The 19,771-nt window shown below is 71.2% G+C and carries 15 protein-coding genes; 12 read left to right on the top strand and 3 right to left on the bottom strand.

Annotated elements, in window-relative coordinates; all coding sequences use genetic code 11:
• The first annotated feature begins 16 nt into the window (after positions 1-16).
• The 10 genes from OG556_RS19920 (at position 17) to OG556_RS19875 (ending at position 13,599) form a co-directional block, all read left to right on the top strand.
• The gene (locus OG556_RS19920; RefSeq protein ID WP_371518282.1) at positions 17-1,690 is read left to right on the top strand and encodes an L-aspartate oxidase; all 1,674 of its coding nucleotides are present in this window, start codon (positions 17-19) and stop codon (positions 1,688-1,690) included.
• 4 nt (positions 1,691-1,694) lie between these two features.
• Positions 1,695-2,666 (top strand): carboxylating nicotinate-nucleotide diphosphorylase, encoded by a 972-nt coding sequence (gene nadC, locus OG556_RS19915; protein ID WP_063348830.1) that lies wholly within the window; start codon positions 1,695-1,697, stop codon positions 2,664-2,666.
• 30 nt (positions 2,667-2,696) lie between these two features.
• Positions 2,697-3,482: a type III pantothenate kinase gene (locus tag OG556_RS19910; RefSeq protein WP_350878407.1), complete on the top strand. Its 786-nt coding sequence runs from the start codon at positions 2,697-2,699 to the stop codon at positions 3,480-3,482.
• Between the two features lie 167 nt (positions 3,483-3,649).
• Positions 3,650-4,390: a hypothetical protein gene (locus OG556_RS19905; protein ID WP_363589008.1), complete on the top strand. Its 741-nt coding sequence runs from the start codon at positions 3,650-3,652 to the stop codon at positions 4,388-4,390.
• Positions 4,391-4,484: 94 nt separating this feature from the next.
• Complete coding sequence (lysX, locus tag OG556_RS19900) at positions 4,485-6,041, top strand: bifunctional lysylphosphatidylglycerol synthetase/lysine--tRNA ligase LysX (RefSeq protein WP_079135798.1); 1,557 nt, start codon at positions 4,485-4,487, stop codon at positions 6,039-6,041.
• Positions 6,042-6,303: 262 nt separating this feature from the next.
• Positions 6,304-6,741 carry a BlaI/MecI/CopY family transcriptional regulator gene (locus tag OG556_RS19895; protein ID WP_363589010.1) on the top strand — a complete coding sequence of 146 codons (438 nt, stop codon included), beginning with the start codon at positions 6,304-6,306 and terminating at the stop codon, positions 6,739-6,741.
• Between the two features lie 10 nt (positions 6,742-6,751).
• A complete protein-coding gene (locus tag OG556_RS19890) occupies positions 6,752-7,288 on the top strand; it encodes an amino-acid N-acetyltransferase (RefSeq protein ID WP_350878402.1) in 537 nt (178 codons plus the stop codon).
• A gap of 91 nt (positions 7,289-7,379) precedes the next feature.
• On the top strand, positions 7,380-7,730 hold the full coding sequence (locus tag OG556_RS19885; RefSeq protein ID WP_350878401.1) for an Lsr2 family protein: 351 nt from the start codon (positions 7,380-7,382) through the stop codon (positions 7,728-7,730).
• Between the two features lie 650 nt (positions 7,731-8,380).
• Positions 8,381-10,900: an ATP-dependent Clp protease ATP-binding subunit gene (locus OG556_RS19880; protein ID WP_350878400.1), complete on the top strand. Its 2,520-nt coding sequence runs from the start codon at positions 8,381-8,383 to the stop codon at positions 10,898-10,900.
• A 341-nt stretch (positions 10,901-11,241) separates the two neighbouring features.
• The gene (locus OG556_RS19875; protein WP_371518281.1) at positions 11,242-13,599 is read left to right on the top strand and encodes an immune inhibitor A domain-containing protein; all 2,358 of its coding nucleotides are present in this window, start codon (positions 11,242-11,244) and stop codon (positions 13,597-13,599) included.
• A gap of 100 nt (positions 13,600-13,699) precedes the next feature.
• On the opposite strand, the gene OG556_RS19870 is transcribed toward OG556_RS19875, so the two are convergent.
• Positions 13,700-14,893: a low specificity L-threonine aldolase gene (locus OG556_RS19870; RefSeq protein WP_371518280.1), complete on the bottom strand. Its 1,194-nt coding sequence runs from the start codon at positions 14,891-14,893 to the stop codon at positions 13,700-13,702.
• A gap of 373 nt (positions 14,894-15,266) precedes the next feature.
• Here OG556_RS19870 and OG556_RS19865 point away from each other — a divergent pair, with 373 nt between their 5' ends.
• Positions 15,267-16,187, top strand: a complete 921-nt coding sequence (locus OG556_RS19865) for a M23 family metallopeptidase (RefSeq protein ID WP_371518279.1) — start codon at positions 15,267-15,269, stop codon at positions 16,185-16,187.
• Positions 16,188-16,227: 40 nt separating this feature from the next.
• Here OG556_RS19865 and OG556_RS19860 read toward each other — a convergent pair whose 3' ends face one another.
• Positions 16,228-16,863 carry a TetR/AcrR family transcriptional regulator gene (locus OG556_RS19860; protein ID WP_371518277.1) on the bottom strand — a complete coding sequence of 212 codons (636 nt, stop codon included), beginning with the start codon at positions 16,861-16,863 and terminating at the stop codon, positions 16,228-16,230.
• 219 nt (positions 16,864-17,082) lie between these two features.
• On the opposite strand from OG556_RS19860, the gene OG556_RS19855 reads away from it, so the two are divergent.
• The gene (locus tag OG556_RS19855) at positions 17,083-18,687 is read left to right on the top strand and encodes an MDR family MFS transporter (RefSeq protein ID WP_371518276.1); all 1,605 of its coding nucleotides are present in this window, start codon (positions 17,083-17,085) and stop codon (positions 18,685-18,687) included.
• Positions 18,688-18,759: 72 nt separating this feature from the next.
• Here the strand turns inward: OG556_RS19855 and OG556_RS19850 are convergent, their stop codons facing one another.
• A complete protein-coding gene (locus tag OG556_RS19850) occupies positions 18,760-19,635 on the bottom strand; it encodes an A/G-specific adenine glycosylase (RefSeq protein ID WP_371522763.1) in 876 nt (291 codons plus the stop codon).
• Positions 19,636-19,771: the final 136 nt, after the last annotated feature.

Raw genomic sequence — 19,771 nt, 5'->3', positions numbered from 1 at the left:
AGGAGCTACTGACGCCATGTCCGCCACGCACCGCCTCACCGCCCCGGCCCCCGGCTGGACCGCCACCACCGACGTGGTCGTGGTCGGCTCCGGAGTGGCCGGCCTCACCGTCGCCCTCAACGCCCGCAAGGCCGGCCTGCGGACCCTGGTGGTCACCAAGGCGATGCTGGACGACGGCTCCACCCGCTGGGCCCAGGGCGGCATCGCGGCCGCCCTGGGCGAGGGCGACACCCCCGAGCAGCACCTGGACGACACCCTGGTGGCCGGCGCCGGGATCTGTGACGAGGAGGCCGTGCGCACCCTGGTCACCGAGGGCCCGGACGCCGTCCGCCGGCTGATCGCCGTCGGCGCCGCCTTCGACCGCAGCGCCGACGGCGAGATCCTGCTCACCCGCGAGGGCGGCCACCACCGCCGCCGGATCGCGCACGCCGGCGGGGACGCCACCGGCGCCGAGATATCGCGCGCCCTGGTGGAGGCCGTCCGCAGCGACCCCGGCGTCGAGCTGATCGAGCACGCCCTCGTCCTCGACCTGCTCACCGACGCCGACGGGCACGCCGCCGGCCTCACCCTGCACGTGATGGGCGAGGGCCAGCGCGACGGCGTCGGCGCCGTCCGGGCCCGCGCGGTGGTCCTCGCCACCGGCGGCATGGGACAGGTCTTCTCCGCCACCACCAACCCGGCGGTCTCCACCGGTGACGGCGTGGCGCTCGCCCTGCGGGCCGGCGCCGCCGTCACCGACCTGGAGTTCGTCCAGTTCCACCCGACCGTGCTCTGGCTCGGCCCGGAGGCCGAGGGCCAGCAGCCGCTGGTCTCCGAGGCCGTCCGCGGCGAGGGCGCCCACCTGGTGGACGCCCACGGCACCCGCTTCATGCTCGGGCAGCACGAGCTGGCCGAGCTGGCCCCGCGCGACATCGTCGCCAAGGCGATCACCCGGCGCATGCAGGAACTGGGCGCCGAGCACATGTACCTGGACGGGCGGCACTTCGGCGCCGAGATGTGGCAGCAGCGCTTCCCGACCATCTTCGCCTCCTGCCGCGCGCAAGGCATCGACCCGGTCACCGAGCCGATCCCGGTCGCCCCGGCCGCGCACTACGCCTCCGGCGGCATCCGCACCGACCGGCACGGCCGCACCAGCGTCCCCGGCCTGTACGCCTGCGGCGAGGTCGCCTGCACCGGGGTGCACGGCGCCAACCGGCTGGCCTCCAACTCGCTGCTGGAGGGCCTGGTCTTCGCCGAGCGGATCGCCGCCGACCTCGCCGACCGGCACCACCGCGGCACACTGCCCGAGCGCACCGTGGACGTCGCCGCCGCCCGCGCCGCACAGCCGGTCCCGCTGCCCGCCCCCGAGTCGCGCGCCGAGATCCAGCGGCTGATGTCGCGCGGCGCCGGCGTGCTGCGCTCGGCCGCCTCGATGGCCGACGCCGCCGCCGGGCTGGCCCTGCTCGCCGAGCAGGCCCACGCGCACGTCGCCGAGGAGAAGCCCGCCGACCCGCGGGTGGAGACCTGGGAGGCCGCCAACCTGCTGCTGGTCGCCACCGCGCTGGTCGCGGCCGCCGCGCAGCGCGAGGAGACCCGCGGCTGCCACTGGCGCGAGGACTTCCCCGAGCGCGACGACGCCCACTGGCGGCGCCACCTGATCACCACCCTCACCGCCTCCGGCGGCCCCGTCAGCACCCCTGAGGAGCAGTAGAACCATGACCCACTCCCACGAGGAACTCCCCCTGGCCGACGCCCAGGGCGGCTGCGGCGACGGCTGCGCCTGCGGGGACGGCGAGGGCTACGAGACCGGCCTGGACCCGCAGCTGGCCGAGCTGCTGGAGCAGGCCGGACTGGACCCGATCGAGGTCGAGGACATCGCCACCCTGGCGCTGGCCGAGGACCTGGCCGGCGGCGAGGACGTCACCTCGGTGGCCACCGTGCCCGCCGAGGCCGTCGCCACCGCCGACTTCACCGCCCGCCAGGCCGGCGTGGTGGCCGGCCTGCGGATCGCCGAGGCGGTCGTCTCGCTGATCTGCGAGGAGGAGTTCGAGGTCGAGCGGCACGTCCAGGACGGCGACCGGGTCGAGGCCGGCCAGGTCCTGCTGTCGGTCCGCTCCCGCACCCGCGACCTGCTCACCGCCGAGCGCAGCGCGCTCAACCTGCTCTGCCACCTGTCCGGCATCGCCACCGCGACCCGCGCCTGGGCCGACGCCCTGGAGGGCACCGGCGCCGTCGTCCGGGACACCCGCAAGACCACCCCGGGCCTGCGCGCGCTGGAGAAGTTCGCGGTGCGCTGCGGCGGCGGCGCCAACCACCGGATGGCCCTGTCCGACGCCGCCCTGGTCAAGGACAACCACGTGGTCGCGGCCGGCGGCGTCGCCGAGGCCTTCCGGGCCGTCAAGGCCGCCTACCCCGACCTGCCGGTCGAGATCGAGGTCGACACCCTGGAGCAGATCCCGCCGGTGCTGGCGGCCGGTGCCGACCTGATCCTGCTGGACAACTTCACCGTCCCGCAGCTGAAGGAGGCCGTCGAGCTGGTGGCCGGCCGGGCGAAGCTGGAGGCCTCCGGCGGCCTGACCCTGGCCACCGCGCGCGAGGTCGCCCAGACTGGTGTCGACTACCTGGCGGTGGGCGCGCTCACCCACTCCTCGCCGATCCTGGACATCGGCCTCGACCTGCGCGCCTGACCTCTCGTCCCGACTCGCAGAAAGCGCCCCATGCTCCTCACCATCGACGTCGGCAACACCCAGACCACGCTCGGCCTGTTCGACGGCGAGGACGTGGTGGAACACTGGCGGATCTCGACCGATTCGCGCCGCACCGCCGATGAACTGGCAGTGCTGCTACAGGGGTTGATGGGCAACCACACCGCGGTCCGGGAGGCCGCGGTGGAGGGCCTGGCGATCTGCTCGTCCGTTCCCGCCGTGCTCCACGAGCTCCGCGAGGTGACCCGCCGCTACTACGGCGACGTCCCCGCGGTGATCGTGGAGCCCGGCGTGAAGACCGGGGTGCACGTCCTGATGGACAACCCCAAGGAGGTCGGCGCCGACCGGATCGTCAACGCCCTGGCCGCCAACCACCTGTACGGCGGCCCGTGCATCGTGGTCGACTTCGGCACCGCCACCACCTTCGACGCCGTCAACGCCCGCGGCGACTACGTGGGCGGCGCGATCGCCCCCGGCATCGAGATCTCGGTGGAGGCGCTCGGCGTCCGCGGCGCCCAGCTGCGCAAGATCGAGCTGGCCCGGCCCCGCAACGTGATCGGCAAGAACACCGTCGAGGGCATGCAGTCCGGCATCCTGTACGGCTTCGCGGGCCAGGTCGACGGCCTGGTCGACCGGATGGCCAAGGAGCTGTCCAAGGACCCGGACGACGTCCAGGTGATCGCCACCGGCGGGCTGGCCCCCCTGGTCCTCGGCGAGGCCTCCACCATCGACGTCCACGAGCCCTGGCTCACCCTGATCGGCCTGCGCCTGGTCTTCGAGCGCAACCGCCCGGCCTGACCGGCCCCCAGGGCACGCCCTGGGCCCACCGTCGGCGCCCCCCGGTCCGTCCGGGGGGCGCCGACGCGCGTCCTCCCCCACCCCCGCGGCCGATTCCGCCGGGCCGAACGTGGGGCGTCGGCGCGACGTTACCGACAAATCGGATATTCCTCACGTAGTGTCAGCCCATGCCTACGCCACACGGATCGCGCGGCGGCATGGCCTTCAGCGCCGACGAAGTCCGCGTGCTGCGCCGCGCCCTCGCCCAAGCCCTGCACCCCGCCGTCCCCGTCCACCTCCAGCTCCCCGACCGTCCGGTGTTCGCCGGCCCGGGCGCCGAGCTGTGGGCGGAGGACGTCCAGGACGCGCTGCGTCTGACCGAGGCGATCGACGAGGCCGTCCAGGAGGGCGGCCGGCTGCGCGCCTTCCTGCTCGCCGACCTCGGGCGCTACCGGGCGGCCCTGCCCGGCAGCGCCCCCGGCTACCTGGAACGCCTGGAGGAGGCCGTGACCGACGGCTACCTGCCCGGCCCGGAGGACCTCACCGCGCTGCGCGGGCTGACCCGCCAGCCGTGCGGCCACGGCGAACGCGCCCGCCGCTCCCGGCTGGCCGGCCGCTGCCACGCGCTGGCCGAGGCCGCCGTCCGCGAGCGGCTCGCCCTCACCACCGGGCAGCCCCGCCACCTCGTCGTCGTACCGAGCCCCGCCGCACCCCCGAGCAGTCTCCCCACCCCTGTTGGAGGACGGATCACGATGAGCAGCACCGACTCCCCCGCCGAGCGGCCCACCGCCCCCCAGAACCCGCCCCGCCCGCACCGGATGCCCACCCCGGCCGAACTCTTCGGGCGCCGCCCCAAGCCCCCCGCCCACCCCGCGCCCCCGGCCGCGCCGGACCCCGACGAGATCGAACTCGCCACCGGCACCGGCTGAGCCGCCCGCGCCCGAGGAGGGGGACCGCCGACGCGGTCCCCCTCCCGCGTTATCCCGTGGCGGAGCACGGTGTGTGGCTGGCTACCCTTGTGGGGTGAGCGATCAGAGCCCCATCCCCGCGACCGACGACCTTCCCGAGCAGATGCGCGTCCGGCGCGAGAAGCTGGACCGGCTCCGGGCGGCCGGTGTCGACCCCTACCCGGTCGGCTTCCCCCGCACCAGCACCATCGCGGACCTGCGTGCCAAGCACCCGGACCTGGAACCCGACACCGCGACCGGTGAGCGGGCCGGCGTCACCGGCCGGGTGATCCTCTCCCGCACCGGCGGCAAGCTCTGCTTCGCCACGCTGCGCGACGGCACCGGCGACCTCCAGGTGATGTTCTCCCTGGACAAGCTGGGCGCGGAGCGGCTGGCGGCCTGGAAGACGGACATCGACCTGGGCGACCAGGTCGGCGTCGAGGGCGAGGTGATCACCTCCAAGCGCGGCGAGCTGTCCGTGATGGTGGACCGCTGGGAGCTCACCGCCAAGTGCCTGCGCCCGCTGCCGGACAAGCACAAGGGCCTGACCGACCCGGAGGCCCGGGTCCGCCAGCGGTACGTCGACCTGATCGTCAACCCCGAGGCCCGCGAGATCCTGCACCTGCGCAGCAAGGTGGTCCGCTCGATCCGCCGCACCTACGAGGACCGCGGCTACATCGAGGTCGAGACCCCGATGCTGCAGCCGGTGCACGGCGGCGCCAACGCCCGCCCGTTCAAGACGCACATCAACGCGTACGACATCGACCTCTACATGCGCATCGCCCCCGAGCTGTACCTCAAGCGGCTGGTGGTCGGCGGCGCCGAGAAGGTCTTCGAGATCAACCGCAACTTCCGCAACGAGGGCGCGGACTCCACCCACAACCCGGAGTTCACCTCGCTGGAGTCGTACGAGGCGTACGGCGACTACGACACCCAGGCCGAGCTGATCCGCGAGACGATCGTCAACGCGGCCCGGGACGCGCTGGGCACCACGGTGATCAAGGGCCTGGACGCGCACGGCGTCGAGCACGAGATCGACCTGGCCGAGCCGTGGGAGGAGGTCTCCGTCTACCCGGGCATCTCCGCCCGCCTGGGCGTCGAGGTCACCCCGGAGACCGGCGTCGAGGAGCTGCGCAAGCTGGCCTTCGACCACGGCATCCCGTTCGACAAGGACTGGGGCCACGGTCAGATCGTGCTGGAGATGGTCGAGCGCCTGCTGGAGGAGAACGCCGTCCGGCCGACCTTCATCAAGGACTACCCGACCGAGGTCTCCCCGCTGACCCGCCAGCACCGCTCGGTGCCGGGCGTGGCCGAGAAGTGGGACCTGGTGATCTTCGGCACCGAGATCGGCACCGCCTACTCCGAGCTGGTCGACCCGGTCGAGCAACGCGCCCGCCTGACCGCGCAGTCCCTGCTGGCGGCCGGCGGCGACGTCGAGGCGATGCAGATCGACGAGGACTTCCTGCGGGCCCTGGAGTACGCGATGCCGCCCACCGGCGGCCTCGGCCTCGGGGTGGACCGCCTGATCATGCTGCTGACCGGCAAGAACATCCGGGAGACCGTGCTCTTCCCGTTGGTGAAGCCGGAGGCGAAGGCTTCCGCCGCGACGGCGGAGAAGACCGAGGAGGAGTGACTGATGGACTACGTCAGCGCGATCGTGCCGCCGCTGGTCATGGCGATCGGCTTCGGATTCCTGGTGCGGGCCATCATCCGCAGCCAGGGCGGAGCCCAGAAGGCCAAGGAAGACCTCGACTGACCCGCGAGCGAACCCGCGACTGACACCGTCAGCCGCCGAACCACCGACGCGCCGCCATTCCCGATTCCGGGGGTGGCGGCGCGCCGGTTTGGCGCACTTCACAAGATTTGCCCCATTCACTCCCTATCCTGGCCGCACTATGGTCCGGCAACTCGGTGAACTTGAGAACGCCATCATGACCCGGGTGTGGCAGTGGAACCGGCCGGTGACGGTTCGCGAGGTTCTCCTGGATCTGCAGTCGGAACGCGAAATCGCGTACACCACGGTGATGACCGTCCTGGACAAGCTCCACAGAAAGGGCTGGCTGCGCCGCGAGCGGGTCGGCCGGGCCTATCGATATGAACCGGTCTCGTCCCGCGAGGCGTACACCGCTGCGCTGATGAACGACGCGTGGGCCACCAGTGACAATCCGGCCGCGGCCCTGGTGCACTTCTTCGGCCTGATGTCGCCCGGGCAGCGCGAGGCACTGCGGGACGCCTTGCGGGTCACCGCTCTGTTCCCGCCGGATCCGCCCCCCGCCGAATCCGCGGAGCCGGGACCGGATACCGGGGAGACCCCGCCGGGCGCGACACGATAACGTCCCGGCCATGGAGGTCACCATCCGCCGTGCGCGGACCACGGACGTGCGGACCGTACGCGGGCTCATCGACGCCTACTCACGCGACGGCATTCTGCTCGACAAGCCCACAGTCACACTGTTCGAATCCGTCCAGGAGTTCTGGGTCGCCGAACGCGACGACACCGGTGCGGTGGTGGCCTGCGGCGCCCTGCACGTGATGTGGGAGGACCTGGCCGAGGTCCGCACGCTCGCCGTCGATCCGTCCTGCCGGGGCTTCGGGGTCGGACATCTGCTGCTGGAGAAGCTGCTGCAGACCGCGCGCTGGCTCGGCGTCCGTCGGATTTTCTGCTTGACGTTCGAGGTTCCGTTCTTCGCGAAACACGGTTTCGTCGAGATCGGAGAGCTTCAGGAAACCGATGATGGTACGACAGACCCGGCGGCGATCGCTACGGATGTCTATGAAGAACTTCTCCGCTCGTACGATGAAGGTGTCGCGGAGTTCCTTGACCTGGAGCGGGTGAAGCCCAACACACTGGGCAACTCGCGCATGCTGCTGCACCTCTGAGCGGGTCCGCGCCGGTCAAGGGTTTGTGTTTTCCGGAGAAAGGCGCTTTCCTTTCCTTAGGCAATGGGTCGTTTAGCGGAAAGGGAAGCCCGTGGCACAGAGGGTGCAGGTCATTCTTGAAGACGATCTCGACGGTGGTTCGGCGGACGAGACGGTGACGTTCGCGCTCGACGGCGTTGCCTACGAGATCGACCTGAAGAGCGTCAACGCGGACAAGCTGCGCGGTCTGCTGGCGCCGTACGTGGAGAAGGGCCGCAAGCAGAGCGGCCGGCTCGCCGGCCCGCGGCGCCCGGGTCGCGGCACCGCGCCGCGCCCCTCCGGCAGCGCGCCGGACACCGCGAAGATCCGCGCGTGGGCCAAGGAGCAGGGCATGGAGGTCAACGACCGCGGCCGGGTGCCGAGCACCGTCCGCGAGGCCTACGACAAGGCCAACGCGTCCTGACCCCGGCGCCGCCGGAACGCCGGAGCGGATGCGGGGCCCCGGCGGCCGCACACGGCGCCGACGACACACGCGCGGGGCGCGGAGGACTCTCCTCCGCGCCCCGCGGCGCGCACCCCGGGGGCCGCAGGGCCACCGGTACCGGGGGGCGTCCGGGGCGCGGGCTCGGGCGGCGGAACAATCACGAGCTGTGCAACGCTGTAAGGGCGAAGCGGTAACGCCGGCACCACCGGGCGGCGTACCTGCCGCACCGGCCGTGCCGAACCGCCGTCGCCGCGACGCGACTTCTCGCCAGGCGAACACCGCCACCGCGGAAACTGCGCGAGAAGCGCCCCGATACCGGGTATGAATGCAGGTGGACGGGTTCTTCGACCCGTCCAGGGGCAGTATGCGTGACCGGCCGGAGACGGCCCGGCTCCGCCCCGGCGGCTCCTGTTCGCCGATGGCGTAGCGGTATCCGGTGCATCCGGGCCACCTGTGGGAACACCGTTTCCCAGCATCAGGTTGGGATTGGTGTCGGCTGGTCGCGCAGCATCTCGCTCCCGTACCGGGGAGTGAATCCGTGGGCCGCGCCGCTGAGCGGGACTAGCATGCGGAAGGACAGGGCGGGGACCGACCCCGAACTGCCCGACCGCTCTGAGGAGCGATAAACGATGTTCGAGAGGTTCACCGACCGCGCGCGGCGGGTTGTCGTCCTGGCTCAGGAAGAAGCCCGGATGCTCAACCACAACTACATCGGCACCGAGCACATCCTCCTGGGTCTGATCCACGAGGGCGAGGGCGTCGCCGCCAAGGCCCTGGAGAGCCTCGGGATTTCCCTTGAGGCCGTGCGCCAGCAGGTCGAGGAGATCATCGGCCAGGGGCAGCAGGCCCCGTCCGGCCACATTCCCTTCACCCCGCGGGCGAAGAAGGTCCTGGAGCTGTCGCTCCGGGAGGCACTGCAGCTCGGCCACAACTACATCGGCACCGAGCACATCCTGCTCGGTCTGATCCGCGAGGGCGAGGGCGTCGCCGCCCAGGTCCTGGTCAAGCTGGGCGCCGACCTCAACCGGGTGCGCCAGCAGGTCATCCAGCTGCTCTCCGGCTACCAGACCGGCGGCGGCAAGGAGTCGGCCACGGCCGGCGGGCCCGCCGAGGGCACCCCGTCGACCTCGCTGGTCCTGGACCAGTTCGGCCGCAACCTCACCCAGGCCGCCCGCGAGGCCAAGCTCGACCCGGTCATCGGGCGCGAGAAGGAGATCGAGCGGGTCATGCAGGTGCTGTCCCGCCGCACCAAGAACAACCCGGTCCTGATCGGCGAGCCCGGCGTGGGCAAGACCGCCGTGGTCGAGGGCCTGGCGCAGGCGATCGTCAAGGGCGAGGTCCCGGAGACGCTCAAGGACAAGCAGCTCTACACGCTGGACCTGGGCGCCCTGGTGGCCGGCTCGCGCTACCGCGGTGACTTCGAGGAGCGCCTGAAGAAGGTGCTCAAGGAGATCCGCACCCGCGGCGACATCATCCTGTTCATCGACGAGCTGCACACCCTGGTCGGCGCGGGCGCCGCCGAGGGCGCCATCGACGCCGCCAGCATCCTCAAGCCGATGCTGGCCCGCGGCGAGCTGCAGACCATCGGTGCCACCACCCTGGACGAGTACCGCAAGCACCTGGAGAAGGACGCCGCGCTGGAGCGCCGCTTCCAGCCGATCCAGGTCGCCGAGCCGTCGCTGCCGCACACCATCGAGATCCTCAAGGGTCTGCGCGACCGCTACGAGGCCCACCACCGGGTCTCCATCACGGACTCCGCGCTGGTCGCCGCCGCCACCCTGGCCGACCGCTACATCTCGGACCGCTTCCTGCCGGACAAGGCGATCGACCTGATCGACGAGGCCGGCTCCCGAATGCGCATCCGCCGGATGACCGCGCCGCCGGACCTGCGCGAGTTCGACGAGAAGATCGCCGACGTGCGCCGCGAGAAGGAGAGCGCGATCGACGCGCAGGACTTCGAGAAGGCCGCGTCCCTGCGCGACGACGAGAAGCAGCTCCTCCAGGCCAAGGCCAAGCGCGAGAAGGAGTGGAAGGCCGGCGACATGGACGTCGTCGCGGAGGTCAACGAGGAGCTCATCGCCGAGGTCCTGGCCACCGCCACCGGCATCCCGGTCTTCAAGCTGACCGAGGAGGAGACCTCGCGGCTGCTGCGCATGGAGGACGAGCTGCACAAGCGCGTCATCGGCCAGAAGGACGCCATCAAGGCGCTCTCCCAGGCCATCCGGCGCACCCGTGCGGGCCTCAAGGACCCGAAGCGCCCCGGCGGCTCGTTCATCTTCGCCGGCCCGTCCGGCGTCGGTAAGACCGAGCTGTCCAAGACGCTCGCCGAGTTCCTCTTCGGCGACGAGGACGCGCTGATCGCGCTCGACATGTCCGAGTTCTCCGAGAAGCACACCGTCTCCCGGCTCTTCGGTTCGCCCCCCGGGTACGTGGGCTACGAGGAGGGCGGCCAGCTGACCGAGAAGGTCCGCCGCAAGCCGTTCTCCGTCGTCCTCTTCGACGAGGTCGAGAAGGCCCACCCGGACATCTTCAACTCGCTGCTGCAGATCCTGGAGGACGGTCGCCTGACCGACTCCCAGGGCCGCGTGGTCGACTTCAAGAACACCGTCATCATCATGACGACCAACCTCGGCACCCGGGACATCTCCAAGGGCTTCAACCTGGGCTTCGCGGCCACGGGTGACTCCACGACCGGGTACGAGCGGATGAAGGCGAAGGTCGGCGAGGAGCTCAAGCAGCACTTCCGCCCCGAGTTCCTGAACCGCGTCGACGACATCGTGGTGTTCCACCAGCTGTCCGAGGAAGACATCATCCAGATCGTCGACCTGATGATCGAGAAGGTGGACGGCCGCCTCAAGGACAAGGACATGGGCCTGGAGCTCAGCGTCGAGGCCAAGAAGCTGCTGGCCAAGCGCGGCTACGACCCGATCCTGGGCGCCCGGCCGCTGCGCCGCACCATCCAGCGCGAGATCGAGGACCACCTCTCCGAGAAGATCCTCTTCGGCGAGCTGCGGGCCGGCCACATCGTGGTCGTCGGTGTCGAGGGTGAGGGCAAGGAGGCCAAGTTCACCTTCCGCGGTGAGGAGAAGTCGGCCGTCGCGGACACCCCGGCCGCGGTCGCCTCGTCCGGTCCGGACCTGACGAAGTAGCAACATTTAACAGACAACTTCACAGCTACCGAGCCCCCGGCGTCAGCGCCGGGGGCTCGGCGCGTTCCGGGCGGCCTGACCGGGGGCGCCCCTGGACGAGGGCGGATGGCCCCGCGGCGGGCTGGTGCGGGTGCGTCCGATTTCTCAGTAAGCTTTAACGGACATACGGTTGACATATGGTCAGCTGATGGGAAGTTGCGCAGGATAGCGCCGTGGCCATGTCATGGTCAAGGGCTATCTTTTCTGTCCACGCTTGTATCAAATGACGTCCACCTGTCTTTCATTTTGGTTTGCCGGGCTTTGGCCAAGAGCTGGCCCCGGTCGGGGAGGACGTCACAACGTTGAAGAACATCAGGAGATCCGCTGCGGCTGCCACGGCCGCAGCGGTCATAGTCACTCTCGGCGCGGGCCTGTTCCCGGCCACCGCCGTCGCCGCGGGCTCGGCTCCCGCGCCCAGGGACCCGGCCGACGCCGTCCAGTCCGCCAACATCGAACACAACCTGCCGGGCCCGCTGACCGAGAAGGTCGAGGCCGAGCAGAAGGCCGCCACCGAGCAGCTGATCGCGGGCACCGCCCAGGTCGAGCAGCACAACGGCAGCAGCAGCATCAAGCTGGGCAAGGACAAGTACGTGGAGCTCGGTCGCGAGCGCACGGACAAGATCTTCACCATCCTGGTCGACTTCGGCGACCAGGTGGACAACACCACCAAGACCGCCGACGGCAAGGTCATGTACGGCGGTGAGCCCGGCCCGAAGCACAACGAGATCGAGAAGCCGGACCGCGCCAACGACAACTCGACCGCCTGGCAGGCCGACTACAACCAGCAGCACTTCCAGGAGCTGTACTTCTCCAAGGACAAGCCCTCGCTGAAGACCTTCTACGAGAAGCAGTCCTCGGGCCGCTACTCGGTCGACGGCGTGGTCTCGGACTGGGTGCGGGTGCCGTGGAACGAGGCCCGGTACGGCTCGGACTACTGCGGCTCCAACGTCTGCGACAGCGCCCAGGACCTGATCCGCGACGCCGTGGACATCTGGTACAAGGACCAGATCGCCAAGGGCCAGACCAAGGAGCAGGTCAAGGCCACCCTGGCGTCGTACGACCAGTGGGACCGCTACGGCTCCCACAACGACGGGAACTTCAACCAGCCCGACGGGTACATCGACCACTTCCAGATCGTGCACGCCGGTGAGGACAAGTCGGCCGGCGGCGGCAAGCAGGGCAACAAGGCCCTGTGGGCCCACCGCGCGTACGCCTACGGCAACCTGAACGGCCAGGCGGGCCCGGCCGACAACAAGCTCGGCGGCGTCCAGGTCGGCGACTCCGGCTTCTGGATCGGCGACTACACGATGCAGCCGGAGAACGGCGGCCTCGGCGTCTTCGCCCACGAGTACGGCCACGACCTCGGTCTGCCGGACCTCTACGACACCGCCGGCACCGGCATCGACAACTCGGTCGGCTTCTGGTCGCTGATGTCCTCCGGTTCCTGGCTCGGCGAGGGCAAGGGCGCCATCGGCGACATGCCGAACGACCTCGACGCGTGGAGCAAGCTCAAGCTCGGCTGGCTGAAGTTCGACAAGGCCAAGGCCGGCACCGAGTCGACCCACCACATCGGCCCGGTCGAGTACAACAGCAACCTGCCGCAGGCCCTGGTCGTCGAGCTGCCGAAGAAGACCATCCCCACCGACATCAACAAGCCCGCTTCGGGCAAGAGCGAGTGGTGGAGCGGCAGCGACGACAACCTGAACGTCACGCTCACCCGTGACATCGACCTGACCGGCAAGACTAAGGCCAGCCTGAACGCCAAGGCCTGGTACGAGCTGGAGGCGAACTTCGACTACGCCTTCGCCGAGGTCTCCACCGACGGCGGCACCAACTGGACCGCCCTGGACGGCACCTGGAACGGCAAGCCGATCGCGAAGGACGCCGGCGGTCGCGCGGCCCTGACCGGTCTCACCGCCGCCTGGGGCGACGTGTCCTTCTCGCTGGACGCCTACGCCGGCAAGCCCGTCAAGGTCCGCTTCCACAACACCACCGACGGTGGCCTGCACTACCGCGGCTTCGCCGTCGACGACATCTCGGTGACCGCCGACGGTTCGACGATCTTCAGCGACGACGTCGAGAACGGTGACAACGGCTGGGTGGCCAAGGGCTTCACCCGCTTCGCCGGCAGCTACACCAAGGACTACGGGCAGTACTACATCGCGGAGAACCGCCAGTACGTCTCCTTCGACCAGACCCTGAAGACCGGCCCGTACAACTTCGGTTGGGGCAACAGCCGGCCGAAGTGGGTCGAGTACTACCCGTACCAGCCCGGTCTGCTGATCTGGTTCTGGGACGAGTCGCAGCCCAACAACAACGTCAGCGCCCACCCGGGCCACGGTCTGATCCTGCCGATCGACTCGCACCCGACCCCGCTCAAGTGGAGCGACGGCGCCCTGCTGCGTCCGCGCATGCAGGGTTACGACTCGACCTTCGGCTCGCGCAAGACCAGCCAGCTGACCCTGCACAAGAACGGCGTCGAGACGATCGTCCCGAAGGCCAAGGGTGTCGACGAGTTCTCGGACCTGAAGTCGTGGTGGTCCAAGGACAACCCGTACAGCGGCGTGGACGTCCCGAAGACCGGTACCAGCATCGAGGTCGAGAACGAGTCCTCGAACTACCTGGAGACCTGGATCCGGGTCCGCCCGGTCGACAACTGATCGGTCGAGCAGTAGCGATCAGCCTGTGACCAGGCGGTTCTGACCCACCACGTCCGGCCCGTCCCCGCATCGCGCGGGGGCGGGCCGGACGCTTTTCCTGTCAGGCCCCGCCGCGGCTCCCGCCGGCCCCGGCGCCCCGGGCCGGCAGCCGGTCCAGGAAGGCGGCGGCCGCCTCGGCGACGTCCGCCGCCGTCCAGTCGAGCGCGGACGACGACACCGTGACCTCGGTCATCGCCAGGCCCGGCAGGTCCCGCTCGCGCCAGCCGCCGAACAGCGCGACCCCGGCCTCCTCGGCCAGCCCCAGCCCGGCCTCGTCCAACTCCCCGGCGGCGTACGGCAGCCAGAGCTGGAACTGGTGGGTGTGCGGCGGGGCCGGGTGCACCCGGGCGCCGGGGACCGCCGCGAAGGCCGCGTCCAGCGCCTCGGCGACCACCTTGGCGTGCGTCACGTACCGCTCCAGCAGCGGGAGTCGGGCGTCCAGCCCGGCCAGCGCGGCGAGCGCCGCCGGCCACTGCTGGTAGAGCTGGCCGCCGTACCGGTGCCGCCAGGCCTTCGCGGTGCGGACGAAGCCCCGCGAACCGGCCAGCGCGGCGCCGCTGATGCCGCCGAGCGTCTTGTAGAAGGACACGTAGACCGAGTCGGCCAGCGCGACGATCTCCGGCAGCGGGTGCCCGAGGTGGAACACCGACTCCCAGAGCCGGGCACCGTCCAGGTGCAGGGCCGCGCCGCACTCCTCCCGGACGACCCCGGCCAGCGCCGCCAGCTCCGCCCAGTCGGGCAGCACGAACCCGGCCTCGCGCAGCGGCAGCTCCAGGCTGAGCGCGGCGTACGGCTCGTCGAAGGAGCGCAGCTCCTCGACGGTGGGCTGGCGCGGGGCCGTGGTCGGCCAGACGCTGCGCAGGCCGGTCAGCACGCCGAGCGCGTGCCGCTCGTGCTGGTCGGTGTGGGCCAGCGGGTGGGTCGCGACGGTGCGCAGCCCGGCCGCCTCGGCGTGGATGCGCAGGGCGACCTGCTGGGCCATGGTGCCGGTGGGGAAGAAGGCCGCGTCCTCGGTGCCGAGCAGGTCGGCGACCTTGTGTTCGAGGGTGCGGACCACGCCGTCGCCGTACTGGTCCGGGCGGTGGTCCAGGTCGTGGCCGCCGCCCTCCCCCGCGAGGGCGGCGAGGCGTTCGCGCATGCTCTGCGGCCGGTCGCCGGACAGGATCCGCTCGCAGCCGCGCAGGGCGGCGAAGCGGCGGTCCGGCAGGCTCGGGCGGTCATTGCCGTCGAGGTCTTCGCTCCTGTTGCCATACATGCGTCGATGGTCCCCCAGCGGGCCCGCCAGGTCAGCGGGGCGGACGGCGGAAAGGGGTGCGCAGCCGACCCAAACCCCGGACGGGCGTGGCGCTGGTCACACCGGCCGGGCTCCCGTCGGACGCGGTACGACCGGCGGTAGTAGCCCGGCCGCGGGCAGGGGCGGCCCACCGCGGGCCGGTGGTAGACGATCAGATCTCATGATCATTACTCCGTCAGCTTGAATCTCCGGCTCGACGCTGACTACACGCCGTAGTACGTCACGCCGTTTGGGACTCCGCTCGGTGACCGTTACACCTGAGTGGTCCCCCGCTCAGCACGCGCCCGAACGGGCACTTCGTGCTGCCCTCGTCCACCGTGAGGTACGGCTACCGATGTCCTCTGTCCCGCCCGTGGGGCCGGTCCTGCGCCGGCTCGCCGCCCGTACGGCGGCCCAGGCGGCGGCCTGGCAGCTCCGGCTCGGCCATGCCGCCCGCACCCATGCCGCGCCGCTGCGCGCGCTCGCCGCGCCCCGGCAGCCGCTGCCCGGCGGGCACCCGCAGGCCGAACGGGAGCGCGCGGTGGTCGCCGCCGGGGCTGCCGCGGTGCTGCTCGCCGGCGCACTGCTGGTGGCCGCGCCCGGCAGCGCCTCGGCGCAGACCGTCCGGCCCACCACGCCCGGCAGCTCGGCGTTCACCGCGCCGCAGGCCGCCGTGCCCAGCCCGGGGCTGGTCCAGGTGGCCGGGCCGAGCCCGTACCGGCTGCCGAATGACGGCGACTCGGCGCAGGAGTTCGTGGCGGTGGCCGCCAACCTGCTGCCGGTGGAGCCGCCGGTCGCCGACGCGCCCGCCGAGGCCCCCGCTTCGGAGCCCGAGGCCGCGCCCGCACCGGAGCCCGCTCCGGCCCCGGGGTGGTCGGCCCCGGCGCCGGACGCGCCGACCAGCAACCCGTACGGGGTGGCCAACTCCGAGTACGCCGCCGGGTACCACACCGGGGTGGACTTCGCGGTCGACCCGGGCACGCCGCTGCTGGCGGTCGGGAACGCGACCGTGGTGTCGTCCGGCTGGGACGGCTCGTACGGCAAGGAGGTCGTGCTGCGGCTGGAGGACGGGCACTACGCGCAGTACGCGCACCTGTCCTCGCTCGGGGTCTCACCGGGGGATCAGGTGTCGGCGGGCGAGCAGATCGGGCGGTCCGGGAGCACCGGCAACTCGACCGGGCCCCACCTGCACTTCGAGATCCGCACCAGCAACCGCTACGGCGCGGTGGTGAACCCGATCGCGTACCTCGCGGGGCACGGCGTCACCGCGTTCTGAGTCCGGCCCCGGCTACCGGTCGGCCCGGCCGGCCGTTCTCTCAGGAATGGGCGGGGGCCGGGTGGCCGATCCGGCCGCCGATCTCCAGCGCGACCTCCCGGGCCGCCCCGATCGCCTCCTCCAGGGTGGCGGCCGGCGGCGAGGCCTCGCCCCACACGTTGTCGCCGTGGTCGCAGTCCGCGGCGTCCTGCTTGAGCAGGAACATCGCCGAGTGGACGGTGAACAGCGACATCGTGGCGCGCAGCCGCTCCCGGAAGTCGGCCTCCGGCCCGTGCACCAGCTGGATCATCGTGATCATGCGGTCCTTGAACGCCAGACCGGCCGCAGACTCGCGCAGCGCGGGCTGGTTCTCGTGGAAGAAGCGCAGCAGCGGCGCCCGCTCGGCCATCCCGTCGGCGAAGCGGCGGATCAGCTCGTCGCGCATCTCCGGGCTCCAGGACTGCTGCCGGCCCCACGCGATGGTCTCGTCGATCGGCGCGGCCATCCGCTCCACGATGCCCAGGACGATGTCGTCCTTGGTCTTGAAGTGGTAGTAGAGCGCGGCCTTGGTGACACCGAGGCGGTCGGCGATCTCGCGCAGCGAGGTCTGCTCGTAGCCCTGCTCGGAGAAGAGTTCCAGGGACACCTCGATGATGCGGGACCGCGTGTCGCTGCGGGGGCTGTGCGGAGTGCCCATGGCCTGCCTCATGAGTGCGTCGGTGACTGCTGCGGACCCCGGTGGCGTCCGCCCCGGGCCCATTCTCCCTGCCCAGGTAGCCGGGCGGGAAACTGGCTTGACGGCCGGCTAGTAAACAACTTACCGTGCCGACGGTCCACAAACTAGCCGGGCGACAAGTAAGTGAATCACTGCGCGGCCTCCGCCCGTCCGAAACACCCCTCCGGGAGACACCACCTCATGTCACAGTCCAAGACCACCGGCCCGGTACCGGAGGAGAAGTCCGCCGAGGAGGAGCAGCCGCGGTCACCCCGCGAGATTCGCCTCGTCATGGTCGGCCTGGTCGTCACCATGCTGCTGGCCATGCTCGACAACCTGATCGTCGGCACCGCGATGCCGACCATCGTCGGCGACCTCGGCGGTGCCGAGCACCTGTCCTGGGTCGTCACCTCGTACACCCTGGCCACCGCCGCCTCCACCCCGATCTGGGGCAAGCTCGGCGACCTCTACGGCCGCAAGGGCACCTTCCTCACCTCGATCGTGATCTTCCTGGTGGGCTCGGCGCTGTCCGGCCTGTCGCAGAACATGAACGAGCTGATCGGCTTCCGCGCCCTCCAGGGCCTGGGCGCCGGCGGTCTGATGGTCGGCGTCATGTCGATCATGGGCGCGCTGGTCGCGCCGCGTGACCGCGGCAAGTACCAGGGCATGTTCGCGGCGGTCATGGCCCTCGCCACCATCGGCGGCCCGCTGGTCGGCGGCTTCATCACCGACCACCTGAGCTGGCACTGGACCTTCTACATCAACCTGCCGCTCGGCGTGATCGCGCTCGCCGTGGTCGTCGTCACCCTGAAGCTGCCGAAGGTCCGCAACAACGCCCGGATCGACTACTGGGGCGCCATCCTGCTCACGACGGGCATCACCTCGCTCGTCCTGATCACCACCTGGGGCGGCCAGCAGTACGACTGGGGCTCCAAGCAGATCCTGGGCCTCGCCGCGCTCGCCGCCGCGACGCTGATCGCCTTCTGCTACGTCGAGCAGCGGGTGCAGGAGCCGATGCTGCCGCTGAGCCTGTTCAAGAACCTGAACTTCACCCTGGTCTCGATCATCGGCTTCATCGTCGGCTTCGTGATGTTCGGCTCGACCGTCTTCCTGCCGCTCTACCAGCAGATCGTCCAGGGCGCCTCGGCCACCAACTCCGGCCTGCTGCTGATGCCGATGATGTTCGGCATGCTGGTCGTCTCGCTGGTGGTCGGCCAGGCCGTCACCAAGACCGGCAAGTACCGGATATTCCCGATCATCGGCACCATCGTGATGACCGTCGGCATGGTGCTGCTCTCCACCATGGGCACCACGACCAGCAGCTTCACCTCCGCCTGCTGGATGGTCGTGCTCGGTGCCGGCATGGGCTTCCTGATGCAGATCACCATGCTGGTCGCGCAGAACAGCGTCGAGCTCAAGGACATGGGCGTGGCCAGCTCCACCGCCACCCTGTTCCGCACCATCGGCGGTTCCTTCGGTGTCGCGCTGTTCGGCGCCCTGTTCAACAACCGGGTCACCGACACCATGAAGGAGCGGCTGGGCGACCACGCTGCGGCCGGCGGTGGCGCTGTGAAGGACCCGGGCCAGATGAGCCCGGCGGACCTGCGCAAGCTCCCCGAGAACATCCAGGACGCCTACCACCACGCGGTGTCCAACGGCATGCACACCGTCTTCCTGTGGGGTGCGGGGGTGGCCGTGGTCGCCATCGCCGCCGCGGTGTTCATGCGCGAGGTGCCGCTGCGCGGCACCGGCACGGGCAAGGCGGACAAGTCCGCCGAGGCCTCGCTGGAGGCGGCGGCCGTCTGACCGCCCTTCCGCCGACACGACGGCGCCCCCGGAGGAAATCCTCCGGGGGCGCCGTCCCGCATTCGTGGCCGACTACTGGGGAAGCCGGTAGACGCCCTGCTCGACGGGCTCCACCAGCCCGTCCGCGACCAGGCCGTCCAGCGCCCGGGCCCGCTGCACCGCGTCCGGCCAGACCGCGTCCAGCCGGGCCTGCGGCACCGAGCCGTGCGACTCCCGCAGCACCGCGAGCAGCTTGCCGCGCACCTGCCGGTCCGTCCCCTCGTAGGTCTGGCCGCGCCGGGCCGGGCCCTCGTACGGCGGGCGGCCGGCCCGCTGCCAGGCGCAGTGGGCGAACAGCGGGCAGCCCCCGCACTCCGGGCCGCGCGCGGTGCAGACCAGCGCGCCCAGCTCCATCACGCCGACCGCCCAGGTGGCCGCGGTCTCGGCGTCGTCGGGCAGCAGCGCCGTCGCCGTCCGGCGCTCGGCGGCCGTGGTGGCCTGGGCCGGGTACTCGACGCCGGACACCGCGCGGGCGAACACCCGGCGGACGTTGGTGTCCAGCACCACGTGCCGCTGGCGGAAGGCGAAGGAGGCGACCGCGGCGGCCGTGTACTCCCCCACCCCGGGCAGCGAGAGCAGGGTGGCGTGGTCGTCCGGCACCTCGCCGCCGTGCTCCTCGGTGATCGCCACCGCGGCCGCGTGCAGCCGCAGCGCGCGGCGCGGGTAGCCGAGCCGGCCCCACATCCGGACCGCCTCGCCGGGCGCCTCGGCCGCGAGGTCGGCCGGGGTGGGCCAGCGGGTCAGCCACGCCTCCCAGGCGGGCAGCACCCGCTTCACCGGAGTCTGCTGGAGCATGAACTCGCTCACCATGATCGCCCAGGGCGTCGCCTCGGGCGTCCGCCAGGGGAGGTCGCGTTTCTCGGCCTCGTACCAGTCGAGGACGGTCGCGTGCAGCAGCGGCAGGGGCATCGGCAGCCGGACGGCGTCCGGCGCGGCGCCTGCCGGGGGGACGGGGGCGGGGGTGACGGTGATGGCAGCCATGGCCCTTCGATCCTCCCATGGCGACGGGCGCGACCGAAGCGGAGAAAAGAACTCCGGATACCCC

It is taken from the genome of Kitasatospora sp. NBC_01300 (assembly GCF_041435235.1).
Classification (GTDB): Bacteria; Actinomycetota; Actinomycetes; order Streptomycetales; family Streptomycetaceae; genus Kitasatospora.
The sequence above is the reverse complement of the archived record's forward strand: the minus strand, read 5'-3'. Positions and strand labels throughout refer to the sequence as shown.

Coding starts and splice junctions, on each gene's coding strand:
- OG556_RS19920 (WP_371518282.1), top strand. CDS start 17: ATGTCCGCCACGCACCGCCTCACCGCCCCGGCCCCCGGCTGGACCGCC.
- nadC (WP_063348830.1), top strand. CDS start 1,695: ATGACCCACTCCCACGAGGAACTCCCCCTGGCCGACGCCCAGGGCGGC.
- OG556_RS19910 (WP_350878407.1), top strand. CDS start 2,697: ATGCTCCTCACCATCGACGTCGGCAACACCCAGACCACGCTCGGCCTG.
- OG556_RS19905 (WP_363589008.1), top strand. CDS start 3,650: ATGCCTACGCCACACGGATCGCGCGGCGGCATGGCCTTCAGCGCCGAC.
- OG556_RS19895 (WP_363589010.1), top strand. CDS start 6,304: ATGGTCCGGCAACTCGGTGAACTTGAGAACGCCATCATGACCCGGGTG.
- OG556_RS19890 (WP_350878402.1), top strand. CDS start 6,752: ATGGAGGTCACCATCCGCCGTGCGCGGACCACGGACGTGCGGACCGTA.
- OG556_RS19880 (WP_350878400.1), top strand. CDS start 8,381: ATGTTCGAGAGGTTCACCGACCGCGCGCGGCGGGTTGTCGTCCTGGCT.
- OG556_RS19870 (WP_371518280.1), bottom strand. CDS start 14,893: ATGTATGGCAACAGGAGCGAAGACCTCGACGGCAATGACCGCCCGAGC.
- OG556_RS19865 (WP_371518279.1), top strand. CDS start 15,267: ATGTCCTCTGTCCCGCCCGTGGGGCCGGTCCTGCGCCGGCTCGCCGCC.
- OG556_RS19860 (WP_371518277.1), bottom strand. CDS start 16,863: ATGGGCACTCCGCACAGCCCCCGCAGCGACACGCGGTCCCGCATCATC.
- OG556_RS19855 (WP_371518276.1), top strand. CDS start 17,083: ATGTCACAGTCCAAGACCACCGGCCCGGTACCGGAGGAGAAGTCCGCC.
- OG556_RS19850 (WP_371522763.1), bottom strand. CDS start 19,635: ATGCCCCTGCCGCTGCTGCACGCGACCGTCCTCGACTGGTACGAGGCC.